Source organism: Bacillus sp. AMCV2, from assembly GCF_056033925.1.
In genome coordinates this window covers 3464058-3488666 of the sequence record NZ_JBVYIB010000002.1, presented here as the reverse complement: position 1 = coordinate 3488666, position 24609 = coordinate 3464058, and the positions used below count along the sequence as shown (strand labels likewise).

Below are 24609 nucleotides of genomic sequence, written 5' to 3'. Positions count from 1 at the left end.
TGCGCAAAAATGCCCGATCCTCTAAAAGGACCGGGCATTTTTTAATAGGATGAATCAGTTGTTGAATTCGTTGTACTGTTGTTTGAGCTTGTGCTGCTGTCATTCGAATAGCTGCTTCCGCTCGTCGTCCCATCAGTTGTTGTGCCAGTGCTGTCAGAACTGCTTGAGCTGTCAGTCCCGTCTGTTGCATTTCCGGTACCGGAAATGCCAGTGCTTGTATCAGGAGTATAATCTAAATGCTCTTGAAGCGTTTTTCTGACTTTCTCGAGATTTGTAGCATCAGGTTCAAAGTAATATGTGTTGTTAGGCCCTAAATACAAATCAGAACCTGTAATACTCAATGTGTCGATTTTTTTGCTGGTAAAGCCGCTGTAAATCTGCTGAAGCGCTAAACCTTCAGTAATGCGAATATTGGTTTCAACGTTTTCGCTGGCTTTTTCTGCGATTTTATCAATTTTAGCAATGTTGCTTGCACTTGACATTCGGTCAATCAGCGCGTTTAAGATTTGTTTTTGTCTGTCATTACGGCCAAAGTCTCCGCGTTTATCCTGTTTTCTCATCCGGGCATATGCCAAGGCTTCTTCGCCGTTTAAATGCATCTCGCCTTTTTTGAAGTAAATCCGTTTGCTTTCGTCTACATCACTTTTTTCATCGAAATCGAAAGGCACGTCTACATCAATACCGCCGACTTCATTAATCACATCTTTAAATCCGTCAAAATCAACTGTGACATATTTATCAATCGGGATTTGCAGGAAGTTTTCAACAGTTTCAACTGTTTCATCTTTACCGCCTTTGCTGTAAGCGGCATTGATCTTCGTCTTGCTTCCCGTTGTGTCACCAGCTAATTGCACACGTGTGTCACGCGGAATGCTCAGCATTTTCATGGTTTTATTTTTGGGATCCAGGGTAACAACAATAAGAGAGTCTGATCTCCCTTTTTGTCCTTTAGTCGCGTAATCCTCTATTCCCATAAATAAAATAGAAAACGGTTTTTTCTTCATGTCTACAACTTCGTTGCGAAGATTTGATTTATTCCCGCGGGATAGGGCATCGTACGATTCATCCGCAGCGTTAATGGTTTTATAAAGTTTATACCCGCCAAGCCCTACAACTACCAATAGTGCAAGGGCGAACAATAACATAATTCTTTTTAAAATTTTCCTGCGTTTGCTCTTTTTCTTTTTTCGCACACGCACTCTAACGCGTTCAGCCATTATTCAGTCTCCTTTATGTGATTGACGGCTTTTTCAAGATACGTCAACTCTCCCTCTTTAATATCACTCTTTCCATTTGTCAGTTCTGTCATCCATTCAGAAAAAGCGTTTGTTTCTTTTTCTTCGACGTATGTTTCGAATTCAACATTTTCTGAATAATGGATTTCCTTTAACAGAAATTGTGACTCCCTTAATTCATTTTCAATCTTGCCAAGCCATGTGTAATCTGCAGAAGTATGCATGATTCGCATAAGCTTCCGTTCTACAACACCTATATGATTTAATCCTTCAGACACTGATTTCCCATAAGCGCGAATTAATCCGCCAGCACCAAGCTTAATGCCTCCGAAGTAGCGTGTAACGACGGCGCAAGTATCTTTCAGCCTGCGTTTTTTTAAAACCTCAAGCATCGGCACTCCCGCTGTACCGCTTGGTTCCCCGTCATCATTGGCTTTTTGGATATGATCATTCTCGCCAATAACATAAGCCGAGCAATTATGAGTCGCATTCCAGTGCTGTTTCTTTATTTTCTGTATAAATTCCTGTGCCTCTTGTTCGGTAGAAACACGGCTTAAATGACAGATAAAACGCGATTTTTCTATAACAATCTCGTGTTCTCCTGCTTCTTTCACAGTAAAATAGCTGTGCAGCATGCTAGCTGACCCTCCTGCTAAGCATAAAAGACTGCCTATACAAATTCGTACAGTCTTTAGAATTTTTGTGCGTATTTTGGTATCATAAAGAGTAGATAGTATATAAAAATGTTTTTTTCTAGAATATACGCATTCTTTCATTATAATTCGACATAATTTGCAGATCAATTACATTTATAATAAAAATATATGACAACGCCGTGACGGAGGGAAATTATGAATAAAACAAAGATGGATTCCAAAGTGCTGGATTCTATTTTGATGAAGATGCTGAAAACCGTTGACGGGAGCAAGGACGAGGTTTTTCAAATTGGGGAGCAGTCACGCCAGCAGTATGAACAGCTGGTCGAAGAACTGAAACAAATTAAACAGCAGGTGTATGAAGTGATCGAGCTTGGCGATAAACTTGAAGTGCAAACCCGCCATGCGAGAAACCGTTTATCCGAGGTCAGCCGTAATTTTCATAGATTCAGTGAAGAGGAGATCCGCAATGCTTATGAAAAAGCCCATAAGCTGCAGGTAGAATTGACGATGATCCAGCAGCGTGAGAAGCAATTGCGCGAACGGCGGGACGATTTGGAGCGCAGATTGCTAGGGCTTCAGGAAATCATTGAGCGGTCAGAATCATTAGTAAGCCAAATTACAGTTGTGCTCAACTACTTGAATCAGGATTTGCGCGAAGTTGGACTGCTTCTTGCTGATGCTCAGGCAAAACAGGATTTCGGCTTAAGAATTATTGAGGCGCAGGAAGAAGAGCGAAAAAGAGTCTCAAGAGAAATCCATGACGGACCCGCTCAAATGCTGGCGAATGTTATGATGAGATCGGAATTAATCGAGCGGATTTTCCGTGACCGGGGCGCAGAGGACGGATTCCAAGAAATTAAAAATCTACGCCAAAATGTTCGGAATGCCCTTTACGAAGTGAGAAGGATTATATATGATTTAAGACCGATGGCCCTTGATGACCTAGGCCTGATTCCAACTTTAAGAAAATATCTATATACAACCGAGGAATATAACGGGAAGGTCAAAATACATTTTCAGTGCATTGGAGAAACAGAGGATCAGAGGCTAGCGCCTCAGTTTGAGGTTGCGCTCTTCAGGCTCGCACAGGAAGCTGTGTCTAATGCGCTAAAGCATTCTGAATCTGAAGAAATTACAGTCAAAGTTGAGATCACAAAGGATTTTGTGATTTTAATGATAAAAGATAACGGTAAAGGGTTCGACCTGAAGGAAGCGAAAGAGAAGAAAAACAAATCATTCGGCTTGCTGGGCATGAAAGAAAGAGTAGATTTATTGGAAGGAACGATGACAATAGATTCGAAAATAGGTCTTGGGACATTTATTATGATTAAGGTTCCGTTATCTCTTTGACTATGATTTGTAAAATAGAGCCAAAAGGCATATTGACCGAATGCTAGAGTATATAGAACAATAATACAAGGAGGCGTGGCTTGTGACTAAAGTAAACATTGTTATTATCGACGACCATCAGTTATTTCGTGAAGGTGTTAAACGGATATTGGATTTTGAACCTACCTTTGAAGTGGTAGCCGAAGGTGATGACGGAGACGAAGCGGCTCGTATTGTTGAGCACTATCATCCTGATGTTGTGATCATGGATATCAATATGCCAAACGTAAATGGTGTGGAAGCTACAAAACAGCTTGTAGAGCTGTATCCTGAATCTAAAGTAATTATTCTTTCAATTCACGATGACGAAAATTATGTAACACATGCCCTGAAAACAGGTGCAAGAGGTTATCTGCTGAAAGAGATGGATGCTGATACATTAATTGAAGCGGTTAAAGTAGTGGCTGAGGGCGGATCTTACCTCCATCCGAAGGTTACTCACAACCTCGTTAACGAATTCCGCCGCCTTGCAACAAGCGGAGTTTCTGCACACCCTCAACATGAGGTTTACCCTGAAATCCGCAGACCATTACATATTTTAACTAGGCGGGAATGTGAAGTGCTGCAGATGCTTGCAGACGGAAAAAGCAACCGCGGAATTGGCGAATCATTGTTTATCAGTGAGAAAACCGTTAAAAACCATGTCAGCAATATTTTACAAAAAATGAATGTAAACGACCGGACGCAAGCCGTTGTGGTCGCCATTAAAAATGGTTGGGTAGAAATGAGATAGTATAATAGGAGACTTGCCTTTTTCTAGGCAGGTCTTTTTTTAGGCTGCCGTTTCCCTTACAATAGAGTTATAAAGCAATAAGGCAGGTATCGAAGCTATGAATATTGCAGTCGTAACAGACAGCACGGCATATATTCCGAAAGAAATGCGTGAACAACATCAGATACATATGATCCCTCTCCAGGTTGTTTTTGGGGAGGAGACTTACCGTGAAGAAATTGAGTTGGACTGGAAAAGCTTTTACGAAGAAGTGAAAAAACATAATGAGCTCCCGACGACTTCTCAGCCGCCAATCGGCGAGCTGGTTGCGTTGTATGAAGAGCTTGGCAAGTCTTATGATGCGGTTATCAGTATCCATCTTTCCAGCGGGATCAGCGGAACATTCAGCAGTGCAGCAGCGGCTGATTCGATGGTCGACAATATTGATGTGTATCCATTTGACTCAGAGATCAGCTGCTTGGCTCAAGGCTTTTATGCCCTTAAAGCTGCTGAATTAATCAAAAACGGAGCATCATCGCCGGAAGATATTATAAAAGAACTGGAAGAAATGAAAAAAACAGTTCGAGCTTATTTTATGGTAGATGACTTAGCTCATCTTCAGCGCGGCGGGCGATTAAGCAGCGCCCAAGCCTTCATTGGTAGTCTTCTAAAGGTAAAGCCTATCCTTCATTTTGACAATAAGGTAATTGTGCCTTTTGAGAAGATTCGCACACGTAAAAAAGCAATTTCGCGTATTTATGAGCTTTTAGACGAAGATGCGAGTAAAGGGTTGCCTATGCGAGCTGCTGTTATCCACGCTAATCGAGAGGAAGAAGCAGCGAAAATCATTGAAGAGCTTTCTGCAAAATATCCTCATGTTGAATTTTATAACAGCTATTTTGGCGCGGTAATCGGCACTCATTTGGGTGAAGGTGCGTTAGGAATTTGCTGGTGTTTTAAATAATGTAAAATCTCCGTTTTTTAGAGCGGAGATTTTTTATATTCTTATTTTAATAGTTGGACAGAAAATATTCATTCAGGCATACTGTCTCGAAAGGAGGCGTGCTATGTGAATGTGCCAGTTGAAAAAAACAGTTCCTTTTCAAAAGAATTGCAGCAGACGCTTCGGAGCCGTCATTTGCTCAGGACTGAACTCTCATTTTCCGATGAGATGATTGAATGGCATATCAAGAATGGATATATCACTGCTGAAAATTCTATATCCATAAATAAACGGGGATATAGATGTAATAGGTGCGGCCAAACTGATCAGCGGTATTTTTCTTTTTATCACTCATCTGGAAAGAATAAGCTGTATTGCCGTTCCTGTGTCATGATGGGCAGAGTGAGTGAGGAGGTTCCTTTATATTCATGGGAAGAGGAAAATGAACCAAACTGGAAGTCAATTAAACTGACATGGGATGGCAAGCTTTCAAGCGGACAACAAAAAGCCGCCAATGTATTAATTGAAGCAATATCAAAAAAAGAAGAGCTCCTCATCTGGGCGGTTTGCGGCGCTGGCAAAACAGAAATGCTGTTTCCTGGTATTGAATCAGCGTTAAATCAAGGACTGCGTGTATGTATTGCAACACCTCGCACCGATGTTGTATTAGAGCTTGCTCCAAGACTCAAGGCTGCCTTTCAGGGTGCTGACATTTCAGCGCTTTACGGAGGAAGCGATGACAAAGGGCGGCTATCTCCGCTTATGATTTCCACTACGCATCAGCTTTTGCGATATAAAGATGCAATCGATGTTATGATCATTGATGAAGTTGACGCTTTTCCATATTCTGCTGATCAAACCCTTCAATTCGCTGTTCAAAAAGCAAGAAAGAAAAACAGCACCCTCGTTTATTTAAGTGCAACACCTCCTAAAGAATTAAAAAGAAAAGCACTGAACGGACAGTTACATTCAGTTCGCATCCCCGCAAGACACCACCGGAAACCTTTACCCGAACCGCGCTTTGTATGGTGTGGAAACTGGAAGAAGAAATTAAACCGAAATAAAATTCCGCCAGCGGTGAAAAGATGGATAGAGTTTCATGTAAAAGAAGGGAGGTCTGTTTTTTTATTCGTTCCTTCCGTTTCTATTCTGGAAAAGGCTGCTGCGTGCTTTAAAGGTGTTCATTGCCGAACCGCATCTGTGCACGCGGAAGACAAGCATAGAAAGGAGAAAGTGCAGCAATTCAGAGATGGTCAGCTCGATCTATTAATCACTACAACAATACTGGAAAGAGGCGTCACAGTCCCCAAGGTGCAAACGGGTGTACTAGGAGCGGAATCGCCTATCTTTACGGAAAGCGCACTTGTTCAAATTGCAGGAAGAACCGGCCGGCATAAAGAATATGCGGACGGCGATGTCATTTTCTTTCACTTCGGCAAAACAAAGAGTATGCTCGATGCAAGAAAGCATATAAAAGAAATGAATGAATTGGCAGCAAAAGTTGAATGTACAGACTAGCCATTATTTGAAAACGTGGTACAGTATACTCATATAACCGATGATGAGGAGCTGTAAAAATGCTTGTCAATTCAAAAGAAATCGTAATGAAAGAACTGCTCGACCGATATATGGACCAGCTTCATATGGCCTGTACTTGCCAAGTATGCCAAAACGATGTATTGGCACTTTCTTTAAACAAAGTGAGTCCATCCTACGTTACTGATCTTAAAAAGATCGCATATACGAAAGCTGAGCTGGTAGATAAACAAAAAAACACAGCAATGCTTGTCATTTTGGCTGAATCTGCTGCTGTAGTTTCAGAGAGTCCAAGCGATTTATGTCAAACGAAGCAGGAGGAGGCATTCATAAACTGATCTGTTTATTATGTGATTCGCAATTTTCTCAAGATGTTACATGGAGAGCCCTTTTTTTATTAAAGCCTGATGAAAAGGTTTGTTATTCTTGCAGAAGCAAATTAAAGAAAATCACAGGACATATCTGCCCCCTGTGCGGCAGACCTCAATCTGTTCATGCCGTATGCAGGGATTGCGAGGTGTGGAGAACAAGGATCAGAGACAGTTTGCTATTGCGTCAAAACCGTTCAGTTTACACATATAATGATATGATGAAAGAAACGCTCTCCCGTTTTAAATTTAGAGGAGATGCAGAAATCATAAATGCATTTAAAAGTGATTTTTCTTCAACCTTTTCTAAGGTTTACCCCGATAAGCATTTTGTTCTTGTACCTATTCCGCTGAGCAAGGAACGGGAAAAAGAGCGCGGATTTAACCAGGCACAGCTCTTGGCAGAATGTTTAGACCGGCCTTCCCACCATCCCCTCATTCGCCTGAATAATGAGAAACAGTCAAAGAAAAAGAAAACAGAACGCCTGCTGTCAGAGCGCATTTTTGATACAAAAAATAATTCAGCAGAAGGTATGAATATCATTTTAATAGACGATCTTTATACAACAGGCGCCACCTTGCACTTCGCAGCCCGCTGCTTATTAGAAAAAGGAAACGCCGCTTCAGTGTCATCTTTTACCTTGATCAGAAGCTAAATGATTCTGTTTTTATGCCGATATAATCACTAGAAATTGACACAGGCATATTATCTAATAAGGAGAAAAAAAGATGGGAGAACTGGCGAATTGTCCGAAATGCAATGCTTTATTTTTAAAAACAAAGCTGCAAACCGTATGTCAGGCGTGTATTAAGGAAGAAGAAAAATCATTTGAGACTGTCTATAAATTTTTAAGAAAACAGGAAAACCGGCAATCAACTTTGAGCCGGATAACTGAGGAAACAGGTGTGGAAGAAGAGCTGATATTGAAATTCATCAGGCAGAAGCGAATTCAGATCACTCATCTTCCTAATTTGGCATACCCTTGTGAAAGGTGCGGGACATCGATTAGAGAAGGCAAGTTCTGCAAGGCTTGCCAGTCCGATATTAAGGATCAAATGGATCATTTGAACCACGAGGATACTTTGAAAATCGAGAAAGAAAATAGTAAAAAAGACACATACTATGCCTATAATACCAAAAACAGCTGATTCCCTAAACTAACTGAAAACGCAGTCGATAAAAGGGTTAAGATTGTTTAAAGACTGCAACGGAAAGCGAGAGGAATCCTATGAAAATCAATCAATTTGGAACACAATCCGTTAATCCATATCAAAAAAATTATGATAAGCAAGCGGTTCAAAAAACTGCTGCACAGCCTCAAGATAAAATTGAAATTTCATCACAGGCTAAAGAAATGCAACATGCATCCGACGCAGTCGCTGGTTCACGACAGGAAAAAATTGCGCAGCTTAAAGCGCAAATTGAAAACGGGTCATACAAAGTAGACGCAAATCATATCGCGAAAAATATGATTAATTTTTATAAAAAGCAATAAAAAAGGAGAAAGCCCATGTCAGCGAAGGCAATTATTGAACAATTGAAGCGACTTTGCGTTCTGCATGAGCACCTGCTCACGCTGTCTGAAGAAAAGACGGAAGCGCTCAAAGCCGGCAAAACAAAAGAGCTTTCTAACATTTTGACAAAAGAGCAAAAATATATTCAAGCGATCACGCAGACAGAAGATGACCGGATCAAAACAACTTCGGCCTTTCTCGGATATAGCGAAAATAATACTATTTCCGCATGTATCGCCAAAACCTCAGGCAGTGAAAAGGAAGAGCTGGAACAACTATACGAATCTCTTTCTCAAGTTCTCGGACGTCTGAAAAAAGTAAATGAGATGAATAGGCAGCTGACAAGAGACGCGCTGCAATTCATCTCTATTTCGTACGATATGCTGGTTCCTAAGGAAAATAACTTCAATTACAGTAAATCAATTAAAGCTGAGCTGCCGAAAAGCAGCCAAATGAAACTGTTTGATTCAAAAGCTTAGCAGAAAGGAATTCAGAAAATGACATCTACCTTTATGGGGCTTGAAACTGCAAGGCGGGCGTTAAGCGCTCAGCAGGCAGCGTTAAGCACTACTGCAAATAACGTGGCAAATGCCAATACTGATGGTTATACAAGACAGCGGGTCTCATTGGAGGCAACTGACTATTTCCCTGCTGTATCTAAAAACGCAGAAAAAACAGCGGGACAAATGGGTACGGGCGTTCAAGGAAAATCAGTTGAGAGAATAAGAGATATCTTTCTTGACTACCAATACCGTCTTCAAAACAACAGTGCCGGATACTATGACACGAAGGCCAAAGCTCTGTCCCAAATGGAAGGCGTTTTAAATGAAGCGGATGACAGCGGCTTGAACAGTGTGCTCAATTCGTTTTGGAATTCTCTGCAGGAATTATCGAATAATACAAATGAAGAAAGTGCACGTTCTGTTGTTGCTCGAAAAGGACAAGCTGTAGCTGAAACGTTTAATTATATTTCTGAATCACTTACAAATGTCCAATCGAATTTAAAAGCAGAGCTAAATACAACTGTGTTGGATGTCAATTCTCTGCTTTCTCAATTAAACAGTTTAAATAAGCAAATTGCACAAGTAGAGCCGGTCGGGCTTCTTCCGAATGGTTTATATGACCAGCGAGATTTGCTGATCGATAAATTATCCTCAATGGTTGATATCAAAGTCAGCTACAACAAATCAGGCGGGAATGCACTTGCATCTGCTGAAGGAACTGTATCAATTGAAATCCTTGATAAGAATAAACAGTCGCTAGGAACTGTTTTGGACGGTAAAAATTACGAGGTTTCAGAACTTGCAGCCAACTATGATAATGAAACTGGGTTAGTATCAAGTATTTCAATCGGAGATACAGCTGTGCAGGCGGAGTCCTTCAGCAGCAAGGGATCCCTTTTAGGATTTATAGAGTCTTACGGGTATATAACAGCAGATGGCCAAGAAAAGGGCGTATACCCGGAAATGCTTTCTGATCTTGACAATATGGCGCTTGAATTCGCGAAAGCTTTCAATGAAGTGCACAGAAATGGTGTGACCAAGAGCGGTGAACAAGGCGGAGACTTTTTTGATTTTACTGGCGGTGAAACTGAACCTGCCAAGGGCGCGGCGGGCAAGATCAAAGTGGCTGACAGCATAATAGATTCAAAAGGCGCAAACATTGCTTTCTCACTGACTGGTGCAGCCAACGATAACGCAAATGCTACAAAATTAGCAAATGTTTTAACCGGTAAAATAACCATTAACGGTAAAGAAACTAGTGTTTTAGATTATTATGCGGGTCTGATTGGCGAGCTAGGGATCGAAGCTCAAGAGGCTAATCGACTGGCGTCTAATACAGAAACACAGCTAAATGATGCTGACATAAACCGTCAGCAAATGAGCGCAGTTTCTTTAGACGAAGAAATGACGAATATGATTCAATTCCAACACGCATACAATGCAGCTGCAAGAATGGTGACTTTACAAGACGAATTACTTGATAAAGTGATCAACGGCATGGGTGTTGGAGGAAGGTAGGTAGAGTCACATGAGAGTAACACAAGGCATGATACAGCAAAACTCACTGAGATATATCGGTTCGAGCTACTCGAAGCTGGATAAACTCCAGTCGCAGATTTCTTCAGGGAAAAAAATCTCAAAAGCTTCCGACGATCCTGTAGTAGCAATGAAAAGCTTAAAGTATAATACGCAACTGTCTCAAGTGCAGCAGTACAAAAGCAATGCTTCTCAAGCCTTTACCTGGCTCGAAAACACAGAAACAAACATTACAGAAGGAATTGACATCTTGTCAAAGGTCAGAGAATTAGCGGTTGAAGCTCAAAATGATACAAACGGCGAGTCGGAACGGCAAGCGATTGGCGTAGAGGTAAAGCAGTTAAAGGAACAGCTTTTAAATATTGCGAATACACAAGTGAACGGCAGATATATCTTTAATGGCACAAATTCAGATAAGCCTCCGGTTACAGATAACGGAGACGGAACTTATACAATTTCTGATACAGCTGATGTCGTAGTCAATATATCAAATAATATGTCATTGAAAGTGAATTCAGATCCAAAGTCAGCTTTTGGAGGCACTTCTGAAAGCGGGCAAAATGTATTTGAAATGCTTGATTCTTTTGAGAAAGCACTAAATTCTGGTTCGCTAGATGGCATGGACAATGTTTTAGATGATATTGATCATTTTTCTGACGGCATGAGTGCTGAACGATCTGATCTTGGAGCGAGATATAATCGTCTTGAACTGGTTAATACAAGACTGTCAGCTCAAGAAGAAACAGCTACAAAAGTGTTATCAGATAATGAAGATGTAGAACTGGAAGAAGTAATAACTGAATTTATTGCGCAGCAAAGCGTTCACAGGGCTACTCTGGCTGTTAATGCGCAAATTGTTCAGCCTACATTGATTGACTTTTTAAAGTAAGCGGCTCTTAGGAGTTCGCTTTTTTTATAGTTCAGGAGGTAGAGTGATGCAGATTCCCAGATTGATTATGCATAGTGTTCAAGGAAAAATTGGTTTAACAACGACGCCTGCCAGCTTAAAAATGGAGCAGCCTCAAGCTGATCTAGAGATCGAACAGCCGAGTGCGGAAATGGAAATATCGGTGACACCTGGAAAACTCACGATTGACCAGACACAAGCATGGGAAGAACTAGACAGAAAGCATGTTTTCAAGAGAATTGAAGAAGCCGCCCAACAAGGGCATGAGGATGTAATGGAGGGAATAGCACGCACTGCAGAAGAAGGCGACGAGCTTATGAGGATTGAAAATAAGGGGAACCCAATCGCTTCACAAGCAAGGAGGAACTCTGAAATGCACCAAATTCAATTAGGCGAAAATTATGCTCCTTCTCTATCTAGGGTGAAAATACAATATACTCCGTCACAGCTTGATGTTCAGATTACGCCGCGAAAGCCTGTTATTCAGGCTGAGCCGCATAAGCCAATTGTTGAATATACGCCAGGAAATGTTAAGGTTGACATGCTCCAATACCCTGATTTAAATATAGATGTAGAATACCCGAAAGAATCACCCGAAAAGTAAAAAGAAAAGGATCGTGAACAATGATCATTCATACGAAGTACCATGGCCAAATGAACATAAAAGAAGAGCAAATCATTCTTTTTGAAAGCGGGATTCCAGGCTTTTTAGAAGAAAAACAATTTGTCATACTTCCGCTTTCAGAAGACTCTCCATTCGTGGCACTGCAGTCCGTCACTTCAGAAAATCTTGCATTCATCGTCGTAAGTCCGTTTATCTTTTTTAAGAATTATGAATTTGACCTTGATGAATCAACTGCTGAACTTTTGGATATCGATAATATTCAAGACGTAGAAGTCATGACGATATTGACTATGGCAGAGCCATTTGAAAAGTCTACTGCGAATTTATTGGCTCCCATTATTGTGAATCGCAAGAACATGATGGCTAAGCAAGTCGTTTTACACGACTCCTCATATACGACAAAGCATCCGATTGGAGGAGAATCATGCTAGTTTTATCGCGGAAAATAAACGAAGCGATTCAAATAGGTGCTGATATTGAAGTAAAAGTGATTGCGGTTGAGGGGGATCAAGTGAAGCTTGGAATTGACGCCCCAAAGCATATTGATATTCACAGGAAAGAAATTTACTTGACCATTCAGGAAGAAAATAACCGTGCAGCAGCGTTATCCAGCGATGTGATCTCCGCATTATCCTCACAAAAAAAGTGAGGATTTTTTTATTTTTGTATTAACAAAATCAGAGACAATCCGATATTAATGATGTAGCCGGAAGGAGGCGCAAATGACTCCGCCAGTTACAAAAATAAGGCACAAGGACGTGCCTAAACAACATATTCAGGGAGGAACAAAACAATGAGAATTAACCACAATATCGCAGCACTTAACACACTGAACCGTTTGTCTTCAAACAATGGTGCAGCACAAAAGAACATGGAGAAACTTTCTTCAGGTCTACGTATCAACCGTGCGGGAGATGACGCAGCGGGTCTAGCGATCTCTGAAAAAATGAGAGGACAAATCAGAGGTCTTGATATGGCTTCTAAAAACTCTCAAGACGGAATCTCTCTTATCCAAACAGCTGAGGGTGCATTGACTGAAACTCATGCGATTCTTCAACGTATGCGTGAACTTACTGTTCAAGCTGGTAACACTGGCACACAGCAACCTGAAGATTTAACTGCAATTAAAGATGAAATGGATGCTTTAACTGAAGAGATCGATGGTATTTCTCAACGTACTGAATTTAACGGAAAAAAACTTCTAGACGGTAGTGTAACAGCAGGTTTTACATTCCAAATCGGTGCAAATGCTACCCAAAATATTAATGTTACAATTGGCAACATGGATGCGACAACTTTAGGAGTAAAAGGTATTGATGTGTCATCAGCTACTTTTAGTTTTGACACTGAGATCGCTAAAATCGATACTGCAATTACAAGTGTTTCAAGCCAACGTTCAAAACTTGGTGCGGTACAAAACCGCCTAGAGCACACTATTAACAACCTTAGTGCTTCTTCTGAAAACTTAACTGCTGCTGAGTCTCGTATCCGTGACGTTGACATGGCGAAAGAAATGAGCGAGTTCACAAAGAACAACATTCTTTCTCAGGCTTCTCAAGCGATGCTTGCTCAAGCAAACCAACAGCCGCAAAACGTACTTCAATTGTTACGTTAATTTTAAAAAAGACCTTGGCGTTGCCAGGGTCTTTTAATTTATATTTCTATCTCTATCTCCGAATCATTCCTCATCCTGTCACTAACTCATGATATAATAACCGGATTCTCCACTAACTTTTTATAAATGTATTTCAAAACAAGAAATCTAAAACAGAAGATTTTTTTCCAAAAATATGTGTAATCTTATCTCCATTTAGTCGATATAAACGATAGATTGGGGCATAGGGGATGATCAATTGAACATTGAAAGGCTCACTACGTTACAACCTGTTTGGGATCGTTATGATACTCAAATACATAATCAGAAAGATAATGATAACGAGGTTCCTGTTCATCAAGTTTCATATACCAATCTTGCTGAAATGGTGGGGGAAATGAACAAGCTGTTGGAACCTTCGCAAGTTCATCTGAAGTTCGAGCTTCATGACAAGTTAAATGAATACTATGTAAAGGTAATAGAGGACTCTACAAATGAAGTGATCCGCGAAATTCCACCAAAACGGTGGCTTGATTTTTATGCGGCTATGACTGAATTTCTTGGGTTATTTGTAGATGAAAAAAAGTAGAATAGGAGTGGTTTGAGATGGTCACAAGAATAACAGGTCTGGCGTCAGGAATGGATATAGATGATATTGTATCAAAGCTGATGCAGACAGAAAGAGCGCCGCTTGATAAGCTGACACAAAAAAAGCAGACTCTTGAATGGCAGCGTGACAGCTATCGTGAAGTAAACTCAAAAATAAAAGAATTACAAGATTATATGTCTAATAATAAGCTGACATATCCGAGTACGTTTCAGAGTAAAACTGTAACAAGTTCAAACGAATCTGTTTTAACTGCTACAGGAACTGCAAGTGCAGCAAACTCTTCTTCTACTGTTGAAGTGGCGAGCTTGGCAACCGCAGCAACGTATAAGGCAAACAATTATACGGGATACACTCAAGGCGATTACAATTTGGCATTTAACGTTGTTGCGCCTGGCGAAACAACGGCAAAAACAGTGAACATTAGTGTGACGAGCGCCGATACGATTGATAATGTGATTTCTAAACTTAACAGCTCAGATCTAGGAGTATCAGCTTTTAAAGATAAAATTTGGAATGGTACAGAGTACGTAGAAACAATTGCGTTTTCTTCTAAAGCAACAGGTGCAGGAGGCAGTATACAGGCAGCAGACTCTGCTACAGCTGACTTTATGTCCGGTCAGCTTGGTTTTTCTTTGGATGCTGATAATAAGCTCACTGCTTACAAAGAAGGCACAAATGCCAAAGTCACAATTAACGGCTTTGAAATGGAGAAGCTGACAAACAACTTTACAGTTAATGGTGTTACCTACACAATTAAAAATACAACTGCAGCAACAGGCCCTGTTACCACATCTGTATCTACTGATGTTGACGGGATTTATAACCAAATCAAAGAGTTTGTAGATAAATACAATGAACTGGTTGACAGCCTGAATGGAAAGCTGAAAGAAGAAAAATACCGAGACTATGCGCCGCTGACGAGTGAACAAAAAGAAGCAATGACCGATAAAGAGGTAGAACTCTGGGAGGAAAAGGCAAAAAGCGGTTTGCTGAAAAATGATACTAGTATCAGCACTGGTACGAACCAAATGCGGACTGATTTTTATTCTCAAGTTAATGCGGATGGAAAAACCTATCAATTAACTGAATTTGGCATCACAACGTCAGGTGCTTACCAAATGCGAGGACATCTAGAGATTAATGAAGACAAACTGAAAGCTAAGATACAAGAAGATCCGCAAAGTGTCGCCGCTTTATTTACAAGTGGGTCGAACAGCAGCGCCTATAGTGATAAAGGGATTATGAAACGCATCGGTGACACCCTGAAAAGTACGGTGAAAAGCATTGAAGCAAAAGCCGGTAACTCGACAATGGGAACCAATGATTATTCAATCGGTAAAAATTTAAACACGATCAGCACTAATATTACCAAAATGCAGGACCGGTTGACCACAATAGAAAACCGCTATTATTCAAAATTCAGTGCAATGGATTCTGCGATTCAAAAAATGAACGAACAAGCGTCCTATTTATCACAGCTTCTTGTACAATAAATGTAATTTGGAGGATGACACATGGCGATCCAAAATCCATATACAGCCTATCAGCAAAATTCAGTGAATACGGCTACACCCGGGGAGCTGACGCTTATGCTGTATAATGGCTGTTTAAAATTTATAAGACTTGCCTCTCAGGCCATTGAGAATGATGATATGGAACGTAAAAATGAGAATCTGATTAAAGCGCAAAATATTATTCAGGAATTAAATTTTACACTTAACCGTAACATAGAGCTTTCCGCTTCCATGGGTGCGATGTACGATTATATGTATCGAAGATTGGTACAGGCAAATATCAAAAATGATACGGGCATGCTGGCTGAGGTTGAAGGCTATGTAACAGATTTTCGCGATGCTTGGAAACAAGCCATTCAAAGTGAACGGAAGGACCGGCACGGATCAGGCGGGATCGCATGAATAACATAGATCAACTATACACTGAGACGAAGAGTATGCTGTCACACATACAAAATACGCCGGAAAGCGATGAGCTTTTAAAACAAATTGAAGACTTTGTGGCTAAACGGTCTGAACTGATTCAGGAGATATCTCTGCCGCTTTCAGAAGAAGAGCGAAAGCAGATGAAGCTAGTGCTGACATGGGATCAGCTTATTGTGAAGGAAATGGAACGACTGAAGCAGTCAATCGCAGCAGAACTTCAGCAGATGAAAAGAAAACGTGTGATGCATACGACGTATTTAAACCCTTATAACAACATTACGATTGACGGCACATATTATGACAAGCGTAAATAGGTGAGTGCCTTGAAGAGCATTGAAGATTATACGCTTTTATCAGCTTATTATCATCTTCTTTTTACCATTGAAGAAGGGTTGTGTTATTTGATAGAGGCTGAAGAGAATTTATCAAAAACAGAAGGGGATCGGATCTACCAAGATCTGATCCAAGCCTTTTTTTATTTGGATTCAACACATTCAACACTTCTCTTCATTATGGATTCGCGGTGTGCTGAAATTTGTGTGAAAGCATTTGACCAAATTTTTGCGGAGTTTGATCAATTGGTCTCTTTCTCTTTTCCCTCTCATGAGTTCTGTGAGTATTTAAAGGAACATTTTCTGATTCATTATAGAAAATGGATGCTGTCTATTCATCAATGTATGGAACCCTTTTTAATCAATTAGGCGTGTGTGAGGTATTTGTTTCGTTCAATCAGCATATACATATACCTCCGAACCGCCAATAACAGAGCAAATACAAACAAAATTCGACAAAGTTCACTGAATTTTCACAAAAGATTTATGTTTCAGCAGGAATTGTAAAGGGTAAAAGAGAAATAGATACATATCCTTAATAAAAGGGAGGCGTTCTTTGATGAACTATAACATCAGAGGAGAAAATATTGAAGTGACACCCGCGTTAAAGGATCATGTCGAGAGGAAGATCGGCAAGCTGGAGCGCTATTTTGACCATAGCGTGGATGCTGATGTGAACGTCAACTTGAAGTTTTACAATGACAAGGAGTCTAAGGTTGAGGTTACGATTCCGATGACAGATCTGGCGCTTCGGTCCGAGGTGCATAACGAGGATATGTACAACGCAATTGATCTCGCAACAAACAAACTGGAACGTCAAATCCGTAAGCATAAAACGAAAGTAAACCGTAAATTCCGTGAGCAGGGCTCTCCAAAATATTTATTGGCAAACGGTCTTGGCTCTGATACAGATATTGCGGTTCAGGATGACATAGAAGAGGAGGAGAGCTTGGATATCGTCCGTCAGAAACGCTTTAATTTAAAGCCGATGGATAGTGAAGAAGCGATCCTGCAAATGAATATGCTCGGCCATAATTTCTTTGTTTTCACAAATGCGGAAACAAACCTTACAAATGTCGTGTACCGCAGAAATGACGGGAAATATGGCTTAATTGAACCGACTGAATAATGAAGAGAAGCCTTCCGTGATGTCCGCGGAAGGTTTTTGTTTTTCTTATTTGCAAATTCTTTGGAAATAACAAAAGGTATGATATGATAATGAGAGGTATACATGGACTAGTAAATTATTTATACATGCCTCTAAAATAGGCATGTGATGATAGAGGAGCGTTATAAATGCTTGGAATTTTAAATAAAATGTTTGATCCAACAAAACGTACGCTGAATAGATACGAAAAAATTGCTAACGATATTGATGCGATTCGCGGAGACTATGAAAATCTCTCTGACGACGCGTTGAAACATAAAACAATTGAATTTAAAGAGCGTCTTGAAAAAGGGGCGACAACGGATGATCTTCTTGTTGAAGCTTTCGCTGTTGTTCGAGAAGCTTCACGCCGCGTGACAGGCATGTTTCCGTTTAAAGTCCAGCTCATGGGGGGCGTGGCGCTTCATGACGGAAATATAGCGGAAATGAAAACAGGGGAAGGGAAAACATTAACGTCTACCCTGCCTGTTTATTTAAATGCGTTAACAGGTAAAGGCGTACACGTCGTGACTGTCAACGAATACTTGGCAAGCCGTGACGCTGAGCAAATGGGGAAAATTTTCGAGTTTCTCGGTCTGACTGTCGGTTTGAATTTAAACTCAATGTCAAAAGACGAAAAACGGGAAGCTTATGCCGCTGATATTACTTACTCTACAAACAATGAGCTTGGCTTCGACTATTTGCGTGACAATATGGTTCTATATAAAGAGCAGATGGTTCAGCGCCCGCTTCATTTTGCGGTAATTGATGAAGTTGACTCTATTTTAATTGATGAAGCGAGAACACCGCTTATCATTTCTGGACAAGCTGCAAAATCCACTAAGCTGTACGTACAGGCAAATGCTTTTGTCCGTACGTTAAAAGCGGAGAAGGATTACACGTACGATATCAAAACAAAAGCTGTACAGCTTACTGAAGAAGGAATGACGAAGGCGGAAAAAGCGTTCGGCATCGATAACCTCTTTGATGTGAAGCATGTCGCGCTCAACCACCATATCAACCAGGCCTTAAAAGCTCACGTTGCGATGCAAAAGGACGTTGACTATGTAGTGGAAGACGGACAGGTTGTTATTGTTGATTCCTTCACGGGACGTCTGATGAAAGGCCGCCGCTACAGTGAGGGGCTTCACCAGGCGATTGAAGCGAAGGAAGGGCTTGAGATTCAAAACGAAAGCATGACCTTGGCGACGATTACGTTCCAAAACTACTTCCGGATGTACGAAAAACTTGCCGGTATGACGGGTACGGCTAAGACAGAGGAAGAAGAATTCCGCAACATCTACAACATGCAGGTTGTCACGATCCCTACCAACAGGCCAGTTGTCCGTGATGACCGCCCGGATTTAATTTACCGCACGATGGAAGGAAAGTTTAAGGCAGTTGCGGAGGATGTCGCACAGCGTTACATGACGGGACAGCCTGTTCTAGTCGGTACGGTTGCCGTTGAAACATCTGAATTGATTTCTAAGCTGCTTAAAAACAAAGGAATTCCGCATCAAGTGTTAAATGCCAAAAACCATGAACGTGAAGCGCAGATCATTGAAGAGGCCGGCCAAAAAGGCGCAGTGACGATTGCGACTAACATGGCGGGGCGCGGAACGGACATTAAGCTTGGCGAAGGAGTAAAAGAGCTTGGCGGACTCGCTGTTGTCGGAACAGAACGACATGAATCACGCCGGATTGACAATCAGCTTCGAGGTCGCTCCGGACGTCAGGGAGACCCGGGGATTACTCAATTTTATCTTTCTATGGAAGATGAATTGATGCGCAGATTCGGAGCTGAGCGGACAATGGCGATGCTGGACCGCTTCGGCATGGACGACTCTACTCCAATCCAAAGCAAAATGGTATCTCGCGCGGTTGAATCGTCTCAAAAACGCGTCGAAGGCAATAACTTCGATTCGCGTAAACAGCTTCTGCAATATGATGATGTTCTCCGCCAGCAGCGTGAGGTCATTTATAAGCAGCGCTTTGAAGTCATTGACTCTGAAAACCTGCGTGAAATCGTTGAAAATATGATCAAGTCTTCTCTCGAACGTGCAATTGCAGCCTATACGCCAAGAGAAGAGCTTCCTGAGGAGTGGAAGCTTGACGGTCTAGTTGATCTTATCAACACAACTTATCTTGATGAAGGTGCGCTTGAGAAGAGCGATATCTTCGGCAAAGAACCGGATGAAATGCTTGATCTCATTATGGATCGCATCATCACAAAATATAATGAGAAGGAAGAGCAATTTGGCAAAGAGCAAATGCGCGAATTCGAAAAAGTTATCGTTCTTCGTGCCGTTGATTCTAAATGGATGGATCACATTGATGCGATGGATCAGCTCCGCCAAGGGATTCACCTTCGTGCTTACGCGCAGACGAACCCTCTTCGTGAGTATCAAATGGAAGGCTTTGCGATGTTTGAGCATATGATTGAATCAATAGAGGACGAGGTCGCAAAATTTGTGATGAAAGCTGAGATTGAAAACAATCTGGAGCGTGAAGAGGTTGTACAAGGCCAAACAACAGCTCATCAGCCGCAAGAAGGCGACGATAACAAAAAAGCAAAGAAAGCACCGGTTCGCAAAGTGGTTGATATCGGCCGAAATGCCCCATGCCACTGCGGAAGCGGGAAAAAATATAAAAATTGCTGCGGCCGTACTGAATAGTTCGCTCCGGCAAGTTTACTGACCGCGGCGCCTGCAGGCGCCTGCGTATATTTTAATGAGGTGAATGAAATGGAATTATCAGAAATCAGAGCAGAGCTCGAAAATATGGCTTCTCGTTTAGCGGACTTTAGGGGGTCTCTTTGACCTCGAATCAAAGGAGGCTCGCATTGCTGAGCTAGATGAACAAATGGCTGATCCGGAATTCTGGAATGATCAGCAAAAAGCTCAAACGGTTATAAATGAAGCAAACGGTTTAAAGGATTATGTCAATTCGTATAAAAAATTGAATGAATCTCACGAAGAATTACAAATGACTCATGATCTTTTGAAAGAAGAGCCGGACACTGATCTCCAGCTTGAGCTTGAAAAAGAACTAAAATCATTAACAAAAGAGTTCAATGAGTTTGAGCTTCAGCTTCTTCTCAGCGAGCCGTATGATAAAAATAACGCGATTTTAGAACTGCACCCTGGTGCTGGCGGTACAGAGTCACAGGACTGGGGCTCTATGCTTCTTAGAATGTATACAAGATGGGGAGAGCGCCGCGGCTTTAAAGTAGAAACACTCGATTACCTTCCAGGTGACGAGGCTGGAATCAAGTCAGTGACATTGCTCATCAAAGGACACAACGCTTACGGGTATCTCAAAGCAGAAAAAGGTGTCCATCGTCTTGTGCGGATCTCACCATTTGATTCATCAGGCCGCCGCCACACATCTTTCGTTTCATGTGAAGTCATGCCTGAATTTAACGATGAAATTGATATTGATATTCGTACGGAGGATATTAAAGTTGACACGTACCGTGCAAGCGGCGCGGGCGGACAGCACGTCAATACGACGGATTCAGCCGTTCGGATTACTCACTTGCCGACGAACGTAGTTGTGACATGCCAAACGGAGCGCTCACAAATTAAAAACCGTGAAAGAGCCATGAAAATGCTGAAGGCCAAGCTGTATCAGCGCAGAATTGAAGAGCAGCAGGCAGAGCTGGATGAAATTCGCGGTGAACAAAAAGAAATCGGCTGGGGCAGCCAAATCCGTTCTTATGTATTCCATCCGTATTCCATGGTAAAAGACCATCGGACCAATACAGAAATGGGGAACGTTCAAGCTGTAATGGATGGTGACATTGATACGTTCATTGATGCCTACCTCCGTTCTAAGCTTTCATAAGCTGAAAAACACACCTGATGCATACGGGTGTGTTTTTTTATTCCTTATATCCTTGATTTCACTGCTGCTTTAGCATATTACCACTGTATTTGGGTGTTATTTACATCTAATCAGGGAAGGATTAAAATGCTATCGGAGAGCATTGGAAGAAACGGAGGATATATGATGGACGTACGGAATAAAACATTGTGGATTTTGCGGGATTATGTATACATATTGTTAGGAGCAGCGATTACGGCCGTGTCCTTTAATGTATTTTTGCTTCCGAACAAGATTGCCGCCGGCGGTGTCAGCGGGATCAGTACGATTTTACAATCATATGGTTTTGAAGCAGCGTATGTACAGTGGATTATTAATATCCCTTTATTTATTGCTGGCGTCATTTTGCTCGGCGGGAAATTTGGACTAAAGACACTTGCAGGTTCTGTGTTTTTGCCGCTAGTAGTGTTTTTGACAAGGGATATTCAGCCCGCCACTCATCATGAACTCTTGGCGGCGATTTTTGGCGGTGTCGGGATAGGTATCGGAATTGGTATTGTGTACTTAGGGAAAGGTTCGACGGGAGGTACAGCCTTGGCTGCACAGATCATTCATAAGTACTCCGGTCTGTCATTGGGGAAGTGCCTCGCCATCATTGACGGAATGATTGTTGTTACGGCTATGATCGTATTTAATATTGAGCAAGGCTTATATGCCATGCTTGGCGTCTATGTGTCCAGCAAAACCATTGATGTTGTGCAAGTCGGCTTTAATCGCTCAAAAATGGCACTCATCATTACAAAGCAGGAGCAGGCTGTCAAGGAGGCTGTCTTACAGAAGATTGACAGAGGCGTGACAAAAATTTCTGCAGTCGGCGGATATACTGACGATGACCGTCCGATTTTAATGTGCGTGGTTGGGCAAACTGAATTCACCAAATTGAAACAAATCGTCAAACAGATTGATGAGTCAGCTTTTGTGATTGTAGCAGACGCGAGCGAGGTGCTGGGCGAGGGTTTCAAACGCGCTTAAACGAGGTTATAATATGGAAGAGATCGTAAAGGAGTTGTGCTTCTCAACATGAAATCAAAGTTATCGATACTAATGCTTGGATTTGCGCTTTCTGTTCTGTTGGCTGCCTGCGGATCAAACGATGCAAAAGAAGAGAAGACAGACACCGGCAGCAAGACGGAAGCCACTGCATCTGAAGGAGAAGAATTATATCAGCAAAGCTGCGTAGGCTGCCACGGCAAGGATTTAGAAGGTGTGTCAGGGCCTAATCTCCAAGAGGTCGGAGGCAAATACGATGAACACAAAATTGAAGGCATTATTAAAAACGGCCGCGGCAATATGCCAAAGGGGCTTGTAGATGATAACGAAGCCGCTGTTATTGCCAAATGGCTGTCAGAAAAAAAGTAAGATAAAAACATCCTTGCTGAGTGCCGGCAAGGATGTTTTTATGCTTTGACAATATGAATGAAAAGAAACTGTAATAGTATTATGTCTAAATTTGACGTATAATGAAGTGTATTGAAAAAGGGAACTTTCAGATTTTCCATCTTTTTACAAATGAATGGGTCATAAATTGTCGAATGCATTCGAAGAGTATGACCGTGTGATAGATAAAATGATATAAAAGATTAGGTGATTTCATGATAGAGATGAAGGAAGTATATAAAGCCTATCCGAACGGCGTAAAAGCGCTCAATGGGATTTCTGTTACCATCCATCCCGGCGAGTTTGTGTATGTTGTTGGTCCGAGCGGAGCGGGTAAATCTACTTTTATTAAAATGATTTACAGAGAAGAAAAACCGACAAAAGGACAAATTTTAATCAATCATAAAGATCTCGCGACAATTAAAGAAAAAGAGATTCCTTTCGTGCGCCGCAAAATAGGCGTTGTCTTTCAGGATTTCAAGCTTCTTCCGAAACTTACTGTTTTTGAAAATGTGGCATTTGCCCTTGAAGTGATTGGAGAACAGCCGTCTGTCATTAAGAAACGGGTGCTTGAAGTGCTTGATCTCGTGCAGCTGAAGCATAAAGCGCGACAATTTCCTGACCAGCTTTCAGGCGGGGAGCAGCAGCGTGTATCTATTGCCAGATCAATTGTGAACAACCCTGATGTTGTCATTGCTGATGAACCGACAGGAAACCTTGATCCGGATACGTCCTGGGAAGTCATGAAGACGCTGGAGGAAATTAACAACCGCGGGACAACAGTCGTGATGGCGACACATAATAAAGAAATTGTAAACACCATGAAGAAACGTGTCATTGCAATCGAAGATGGTATCATTGTGCGTGATGAGTCAAGAGGGGAGTATGGTTCATATGATTAAAATTCTCGGGCGCCACTTGCGTGAGAGTTTTAAATCTCTCGGGAGAAACACATGGATGACATTTGCGTCCATTAGTGCTGTAACCGTTACGCTGATTTTAGTCGGCGTGTTTTTAGTGATTATGCTGAATTTGAATAACATGGCCACGAATGCAGAAAAGCAAGTCGAAATCAAAGTGTTGATTGATCTGACTGCAGATCAGAAGGCGCAGGACAAGCTTCAGAACGATATTAAGGAACTGAAGGGCATTCAGAGTGTCACTTTTTCATCTAAAGAAAAAGAGCTTGACCAGTTGGTTGACAGTTTTGGTGACAGCGGAAAATCTCTGACAATGAAGGATCAGGAAAACCCGCTTAATGATGCGTTTGTCGTCAAAACGACAGATCCGCATGATACGCCGAACGTGGCGAAAAAGATCGAAAAAATGGATCATGTTTATAAAGTCACTTATGGAAAAGAAGAGGTCAGCCGTTTGTTTAAAGTGGTCGGCGTTTCCCGCAACATTGGAATCGCGTTAATTATCGGCCTGGTATTTACGGCGATGTTCTTAATTTCCAACACCATTAAAATTACAATTTTCGCAAGAAGAAAAGAAATTGAAATCATGAAGCTTGTCGGCGCGACAAACTGGTTTATTCGCTGGCCGTTTTTCCTTGAAGGATTGCTGCTAGGCGTATTCGGTTCTGTGATACCGATTGCACTGGTGCTGAGCACTTACCAATACGTCATCGGATGGGTCGTTCCAAAGGTTCAAGGATCATTTGTCTCTCTTCTTCCTTATAATCCATTTGTATTCCAAGTTTCGCTAGTGCTGATTGCAATCGGCGCAGTAATTGGAGTATGGGGAAGTCTGACTTCCATCCGCAAGTTTTTGCGAGTATAAAGTGAAAAAGC

The 24609-nt window shown here is 41.5% G+C and carries 29 protein-coding genes; 27 read left to right on the top strand and 2 right to left on the bottom strand.

Annotation, left to right across the window (positions count from 1 at the left end):
* Nucleotides 1-41 precede the first annotated feature (41 nt).
* Together tagV and AC0OMA_RS18065 are read right to left on the bottom strand one after the other, a co-directional pair.
* Complete coding sequence (gene tagV / locus AC0OMA_RS18070; RefSeq protein WP_474222315.1) at nucleotides 42-1217, bottom strand: polyisoprenyl-teichoic acid--peptidoglycan teichoic acid transferase TagV; 1176 nt, start codon at nucleotides 1215-1217, stop codon at nucleotides 42-44.
* Complete coding sequence (locus tag AC0OMA_RS18065; RefSeq protein WP_003227979.1) at nucleotides 1217-1870, bottom strand: YigZ family protein; 654 nt, start codon at nucleotides 1868-1870, stop codon at nucleotides 1217-1219. Before AC0OMA_RS18065 ends, tagV begins: the two co-directional genes overlap by 1 nt.
* 216 nt (nucleotides 1871-2086) lie before the next feature.
* Here AC0OMA_RS18065 and degS point away from each other — a divergent pair, with 216 nt between their 5' ends.
* The 27 genes from degS to ftsX all read left to right on the top strand — a co-directional run bounded on the left by degS (nucleotide 2087) and on the right by ftsX (nucleotide 24598).
* A complete protein-coding gene (gene degS, locus AC0OMA_RS18060) occupies nucleotides 2087-3244 on the top strand; it encodes a two-component sensor histidine kinase DegS (protein ID WP_003227983.1) in 1158 nt (385 codons plus the stop codon).
* 82 nt (nucleotides 3245-3326) lie between these two features.
* Nucleotides 3327-4016, top strand: a complete 690-nt coding sequence (gene degU, locus AC0OMA_RS18055) for a two-component system response regulator DegU (protein ID WP_003219701.1) — start codon at nucleotides 3327-3329, stop codon at nucleotides 4014-4016.
* A gap of 97 nt (nucleotides 4017-4113) precedes the next feature.
* Nucleotides 4114-4959, top strand: a complete 846-nt coding sequence (locus AC0OMA_RS18050) for a DegV family protein (RefSeq protein ID WP_003227986.1) — start codon at nucleotides 4114-4116, stop codon at nucleotides 4957-4959.
* A 105-nt stretch (nucleotides 4960-5064) separates the two neighbouring features.
* Complete coding sequence (gene comFA, locus AC0OMA_RS18045; RefSeq protein WP_474222313.1) at nucleotides 5065-6456, top strand: ATP-dependent helicase ComFA; 1392 nt, start codon at nucleotides 5065-5067, stop codon at nucleotides 6454-6456.
* 59 nt (nucleotides 6457-6515) lie between these two features.
* On the top strand, nucleotides 6516-6812 hold the full coding sequence (gene comFB, locus AC0OMA_RS18040) for a late competence protein ComFB (RefSeq protein WP_015483764.1): 297 nt from the start codon (nucleotides 6516-6518) through the stop codon (nucleotides 6810-6812).
* Complete coding sequence (gene comFC, locus AC0OMA_RS18035; protein WP_327830321.1) at nucleotides 6776-7498, top strand: comF operon protein ComFC; 723 nt, start codon at nucleotides 6776-6778, stop codon at nucleotides 7496-7498. The genes comFB and comFC overlap by 37 nt, the downstream gene beginning before the upstream one ends.
* A 73-nt stretch (nucleotides 7499-7571) precedes the next feature.
* The gene (locus AC0OMA_RS18030; protein ID WP_268553282.1) at nucleotides 7572-7991 is read left to right on the top strand and encodes a TIGR03826 family flagellar region protein; all 420 of its coding nucleotides are present in this window, start codon (nucleotides 7572-7574) and stop codon (nucleotides 7989-7991) included.
* A gap of 80 nt (nucleotides 7992-8071) precedes the next feature.
* Nucleotides 8072-8338 (top strand): flagellar biosynthesis anti-sigma factor FlgM, encoded by a 267-nt coding sequence (flgM, locus tag AC0OMA_RS18025; RefSeq protein WP_015384783.1) that lies wholly within the window; start codon nucleotides 8072-8074, stop codon nucleotides 8336-8338.
* 15 nt (nucleotides 8339-8353) lie between these two features.
* Entirely contained in the window at nucleotides 8354-8836 is a 483-nt protein-coding gene (flgN, locus tag AC0OMA_RS18020) for a flagellar protein FlgN (RefSeq protein ID WP_014481048.1), read from the top strand.
* Nucleotides 8837-8854: 18 nt separating this feature from the next.
* Nucleotides 8855-10378: a flagellar hook-associated protein FlgK gene (flgK, locus tag AC0OMA_RS18015; protein WP_015384782.1), complete on the top strand. Its 1524-nt coding sequence runs from the start codon at nucleotides 8855-8857 to the stop codon at nucleotides 10376-10378.
* A gap of 10 nt (nucleotides 10379-10388) precedes the next feature.
* Nucleotides 10389-11285, top strand: coding sequence for a flagellar hook-associated protein FlgL (gene flgL, locus AC0OMA_RS18010; protein ID WP_014478126.1), 897 nt, complete (start codon nucleotides 10389-10391; stop codon nucleotides 11283-11285).
* 46 nt (nucleotides 11286-11331) lie between these two features.
* Nucleotides 11332-11907, top strand: a complete 576-nt coding sequence (locus tag AC0OMA_RS18005) for a DUF6470 family protein (RefSeq protein WP_015384781.1) — start codon at nucleotides 11332-11334, stop codon at nucleotides 11905-11907.
* Between the two features lie 20 nt (nucleotides 11908-11927).
* Nucleotides 11928-12359, top strand: coding sequence for a flagellar assembly protein FliW (fliW, locus tag AC0OMA_RS18000; protein ID WP_003228007.1), 432 nt, complete (start codon nucleotides 11928-11930; stop codon nucleotides 12357-12359).
* On the top strand, nucleotides 12353-12577 hold the full coding sequence (gene csrA, locus AC0OMA_RS17995; RefSeq protein ID WP_003219727.1) for a carbon storage regulator CsrA: 225 nt from the start codon (nucleotides 12353-12355) through the stop codon (nucleotides 12575-12577). The genes fliW and csrA overlap by 7 nt, the downstream gene beginning before the upstream one ends.
* Before the next feature lie 144 nt (nucleotides 12578-12721).
* The gene (gene hag / locus AC0OMA_RS17990; protein WP_029725988.1) at nucleotides 12722-13543 is read left to right on the top strand and encodes a flagellin Hag; all 822 of its coding nucleotides are present in this window, start codon (nucleotides 12722-12724) and stop codon (nucleotides 13541-13543) included.
* 238 nt (nucleotides 13544-13781) lie between these two features.
* Nucleotides 13782-14111 carry a flagellar protein FlaG gene (gene flaG, locus AC0OMA_RS17985; protein ID WP_009968250.1) on the top strand — a complete coding sequence of 110 codons (330 nt, stop codon included), beginning with the start codon at nucleotides 13782-13784 and terminating at the stop codon, nucleotides 14109-14111.
* 17 nt (nucleotides 14112-14128) lie between these two features.
* A complete protein-coding gene (locus tag AC0OMA_RS17980; RefSeq protein ID WP_015384779.1) occupies nucleotides 14129-15625 on the top strand; it encodes a flagellar hook-associated protein 2 in 1497 nt (498 codons plus the stop codon).
* 21 nt (nucleotides 15626-15646) lie between these two features.
* Nucleotides 15647-16048 (top strand): flagellar export chaperone FliS, encoded by a 402-nt coding sequence (gene fliS / locus AC0OMA_RS17975; RefSeq protein ID WP_014481041.1) that lies wholly within the window; start codon nucleotides 15647-15649, stop codon nucleotides 16046-16048.
* On the top strand, nucleotides 16045-16386 hold the full coding sequence (fliT, locus tag AC0OMA_RS17970; protein WP_014481040.1) for a flagella biosynthesis regulatory protein FliT: 342 nt from the start codon (nucleotides 16045-16047) through the stop codon (nucleotides 16384-16386). The genes fliS and fliT overlap by 4 nt, the downstream gene beginning before the upstream one ends.
* 9 nt (nucleotides 16387-16395) lie before the next feature.
* A complete protein-coding gene (locus AC0OMA_RS17965; protein ID WP_003244377.1) occupies nucleotides 16396-16773 on the top strand; it encodes a DUF8042 domain-containing protein in 378 nt (125 codons plus the stop codon).
* A 190-nt stretch (nucleotides 16774-16963) separates the two neighbouring features.
* Entirely contained in the window at nucleotides 16964-17533 is a 570-nt protein-coding gene (gene hpf / locus AC0OMA_RS17960) for a ribosome hibernation promotion factor (protein ID WP_003228031.1), read from the top strand.
* 167 nt (nucleotides 17534-17700) lie between these two features.
* Nucleotides 17701-20226, top strand: a complete 2526-nt coding sequence (gene secA / locus AC0OMA_RS17955; protein WP_161986335.1) for a preprotein translocase subunit SecA — start codon at nucleotides 17701-17703, stop codon at nucleotides 20224-20226.
* A 69-nt stretch (nucleotides 20227-20295) separates the two neighbouring features.
* A protein-coding gene (prfB, locus tag AC0OMA_RS17950) for a peptide chain release factor 2 (protein WP_010886623.1) occupies nucleotides 20296-21397 on the top strand; the annotation gives its coding sequence in 2 pieces (ribosomal slippage) (nucleotides 20296-20367 and nucleotides 20369-21397; 1101 coding nt in all).
* A gap of 165 nt (nucleotides 21398-21562) precedes the next feature.
* Nucleotides 21563-22408 carry a YitT family protein gene (locus tag AC0OMA_RS17945; RefSeq protein ID WP_015483762.1) on the top strand — a complete coding sequence of 282 codons (846 nt, stop codon included), beginning with the start codon at nucleotides 21563-21565 and terminating at the stop codon, nucleotides 22406-22408.
* 48 nt (nucleotides 22409-22456) lie between these two features.
* Nucleotides 22457-22795, top strand: coding sequence for a cytochrome c551 (gene cccB / locus AC0OMA_RS17940; RefSeq protein WP_015483761.1), 339 nt, complete (start codon nucleotides 22457-22459; stop codon nucleotides 22793-22795).
* 233 nt (nucleotides 22796-23028) lie between these two features.
* Entirely contained in the window at nucleotides 23029-23715 is a 687-nt protein-coding gene (gene ftsE, locus AC0OMA_RS17935) for a cell division ATP-binding protein FtsE (protein ID WP_003228039.1), read from the top strand.
* Nucleotides 23708-24598 (top strand): permease-like cell division protein FtsX, encoded by an 891-nt coding sequence (ftsX, locus tag AC0OMA_RS17930; RefSeq protein WP_009968247.1) that lies wholly within the window; start codon nucleotides 23708-23710, stop codon nucleotides 24596-24598. Before ftsE ends, ftsX begins: the two co-directional genes overlap by 8 nt.
* The last annotated feature ends 11 nt before the right edge of the window (nucleotides 24599-24609 follow it).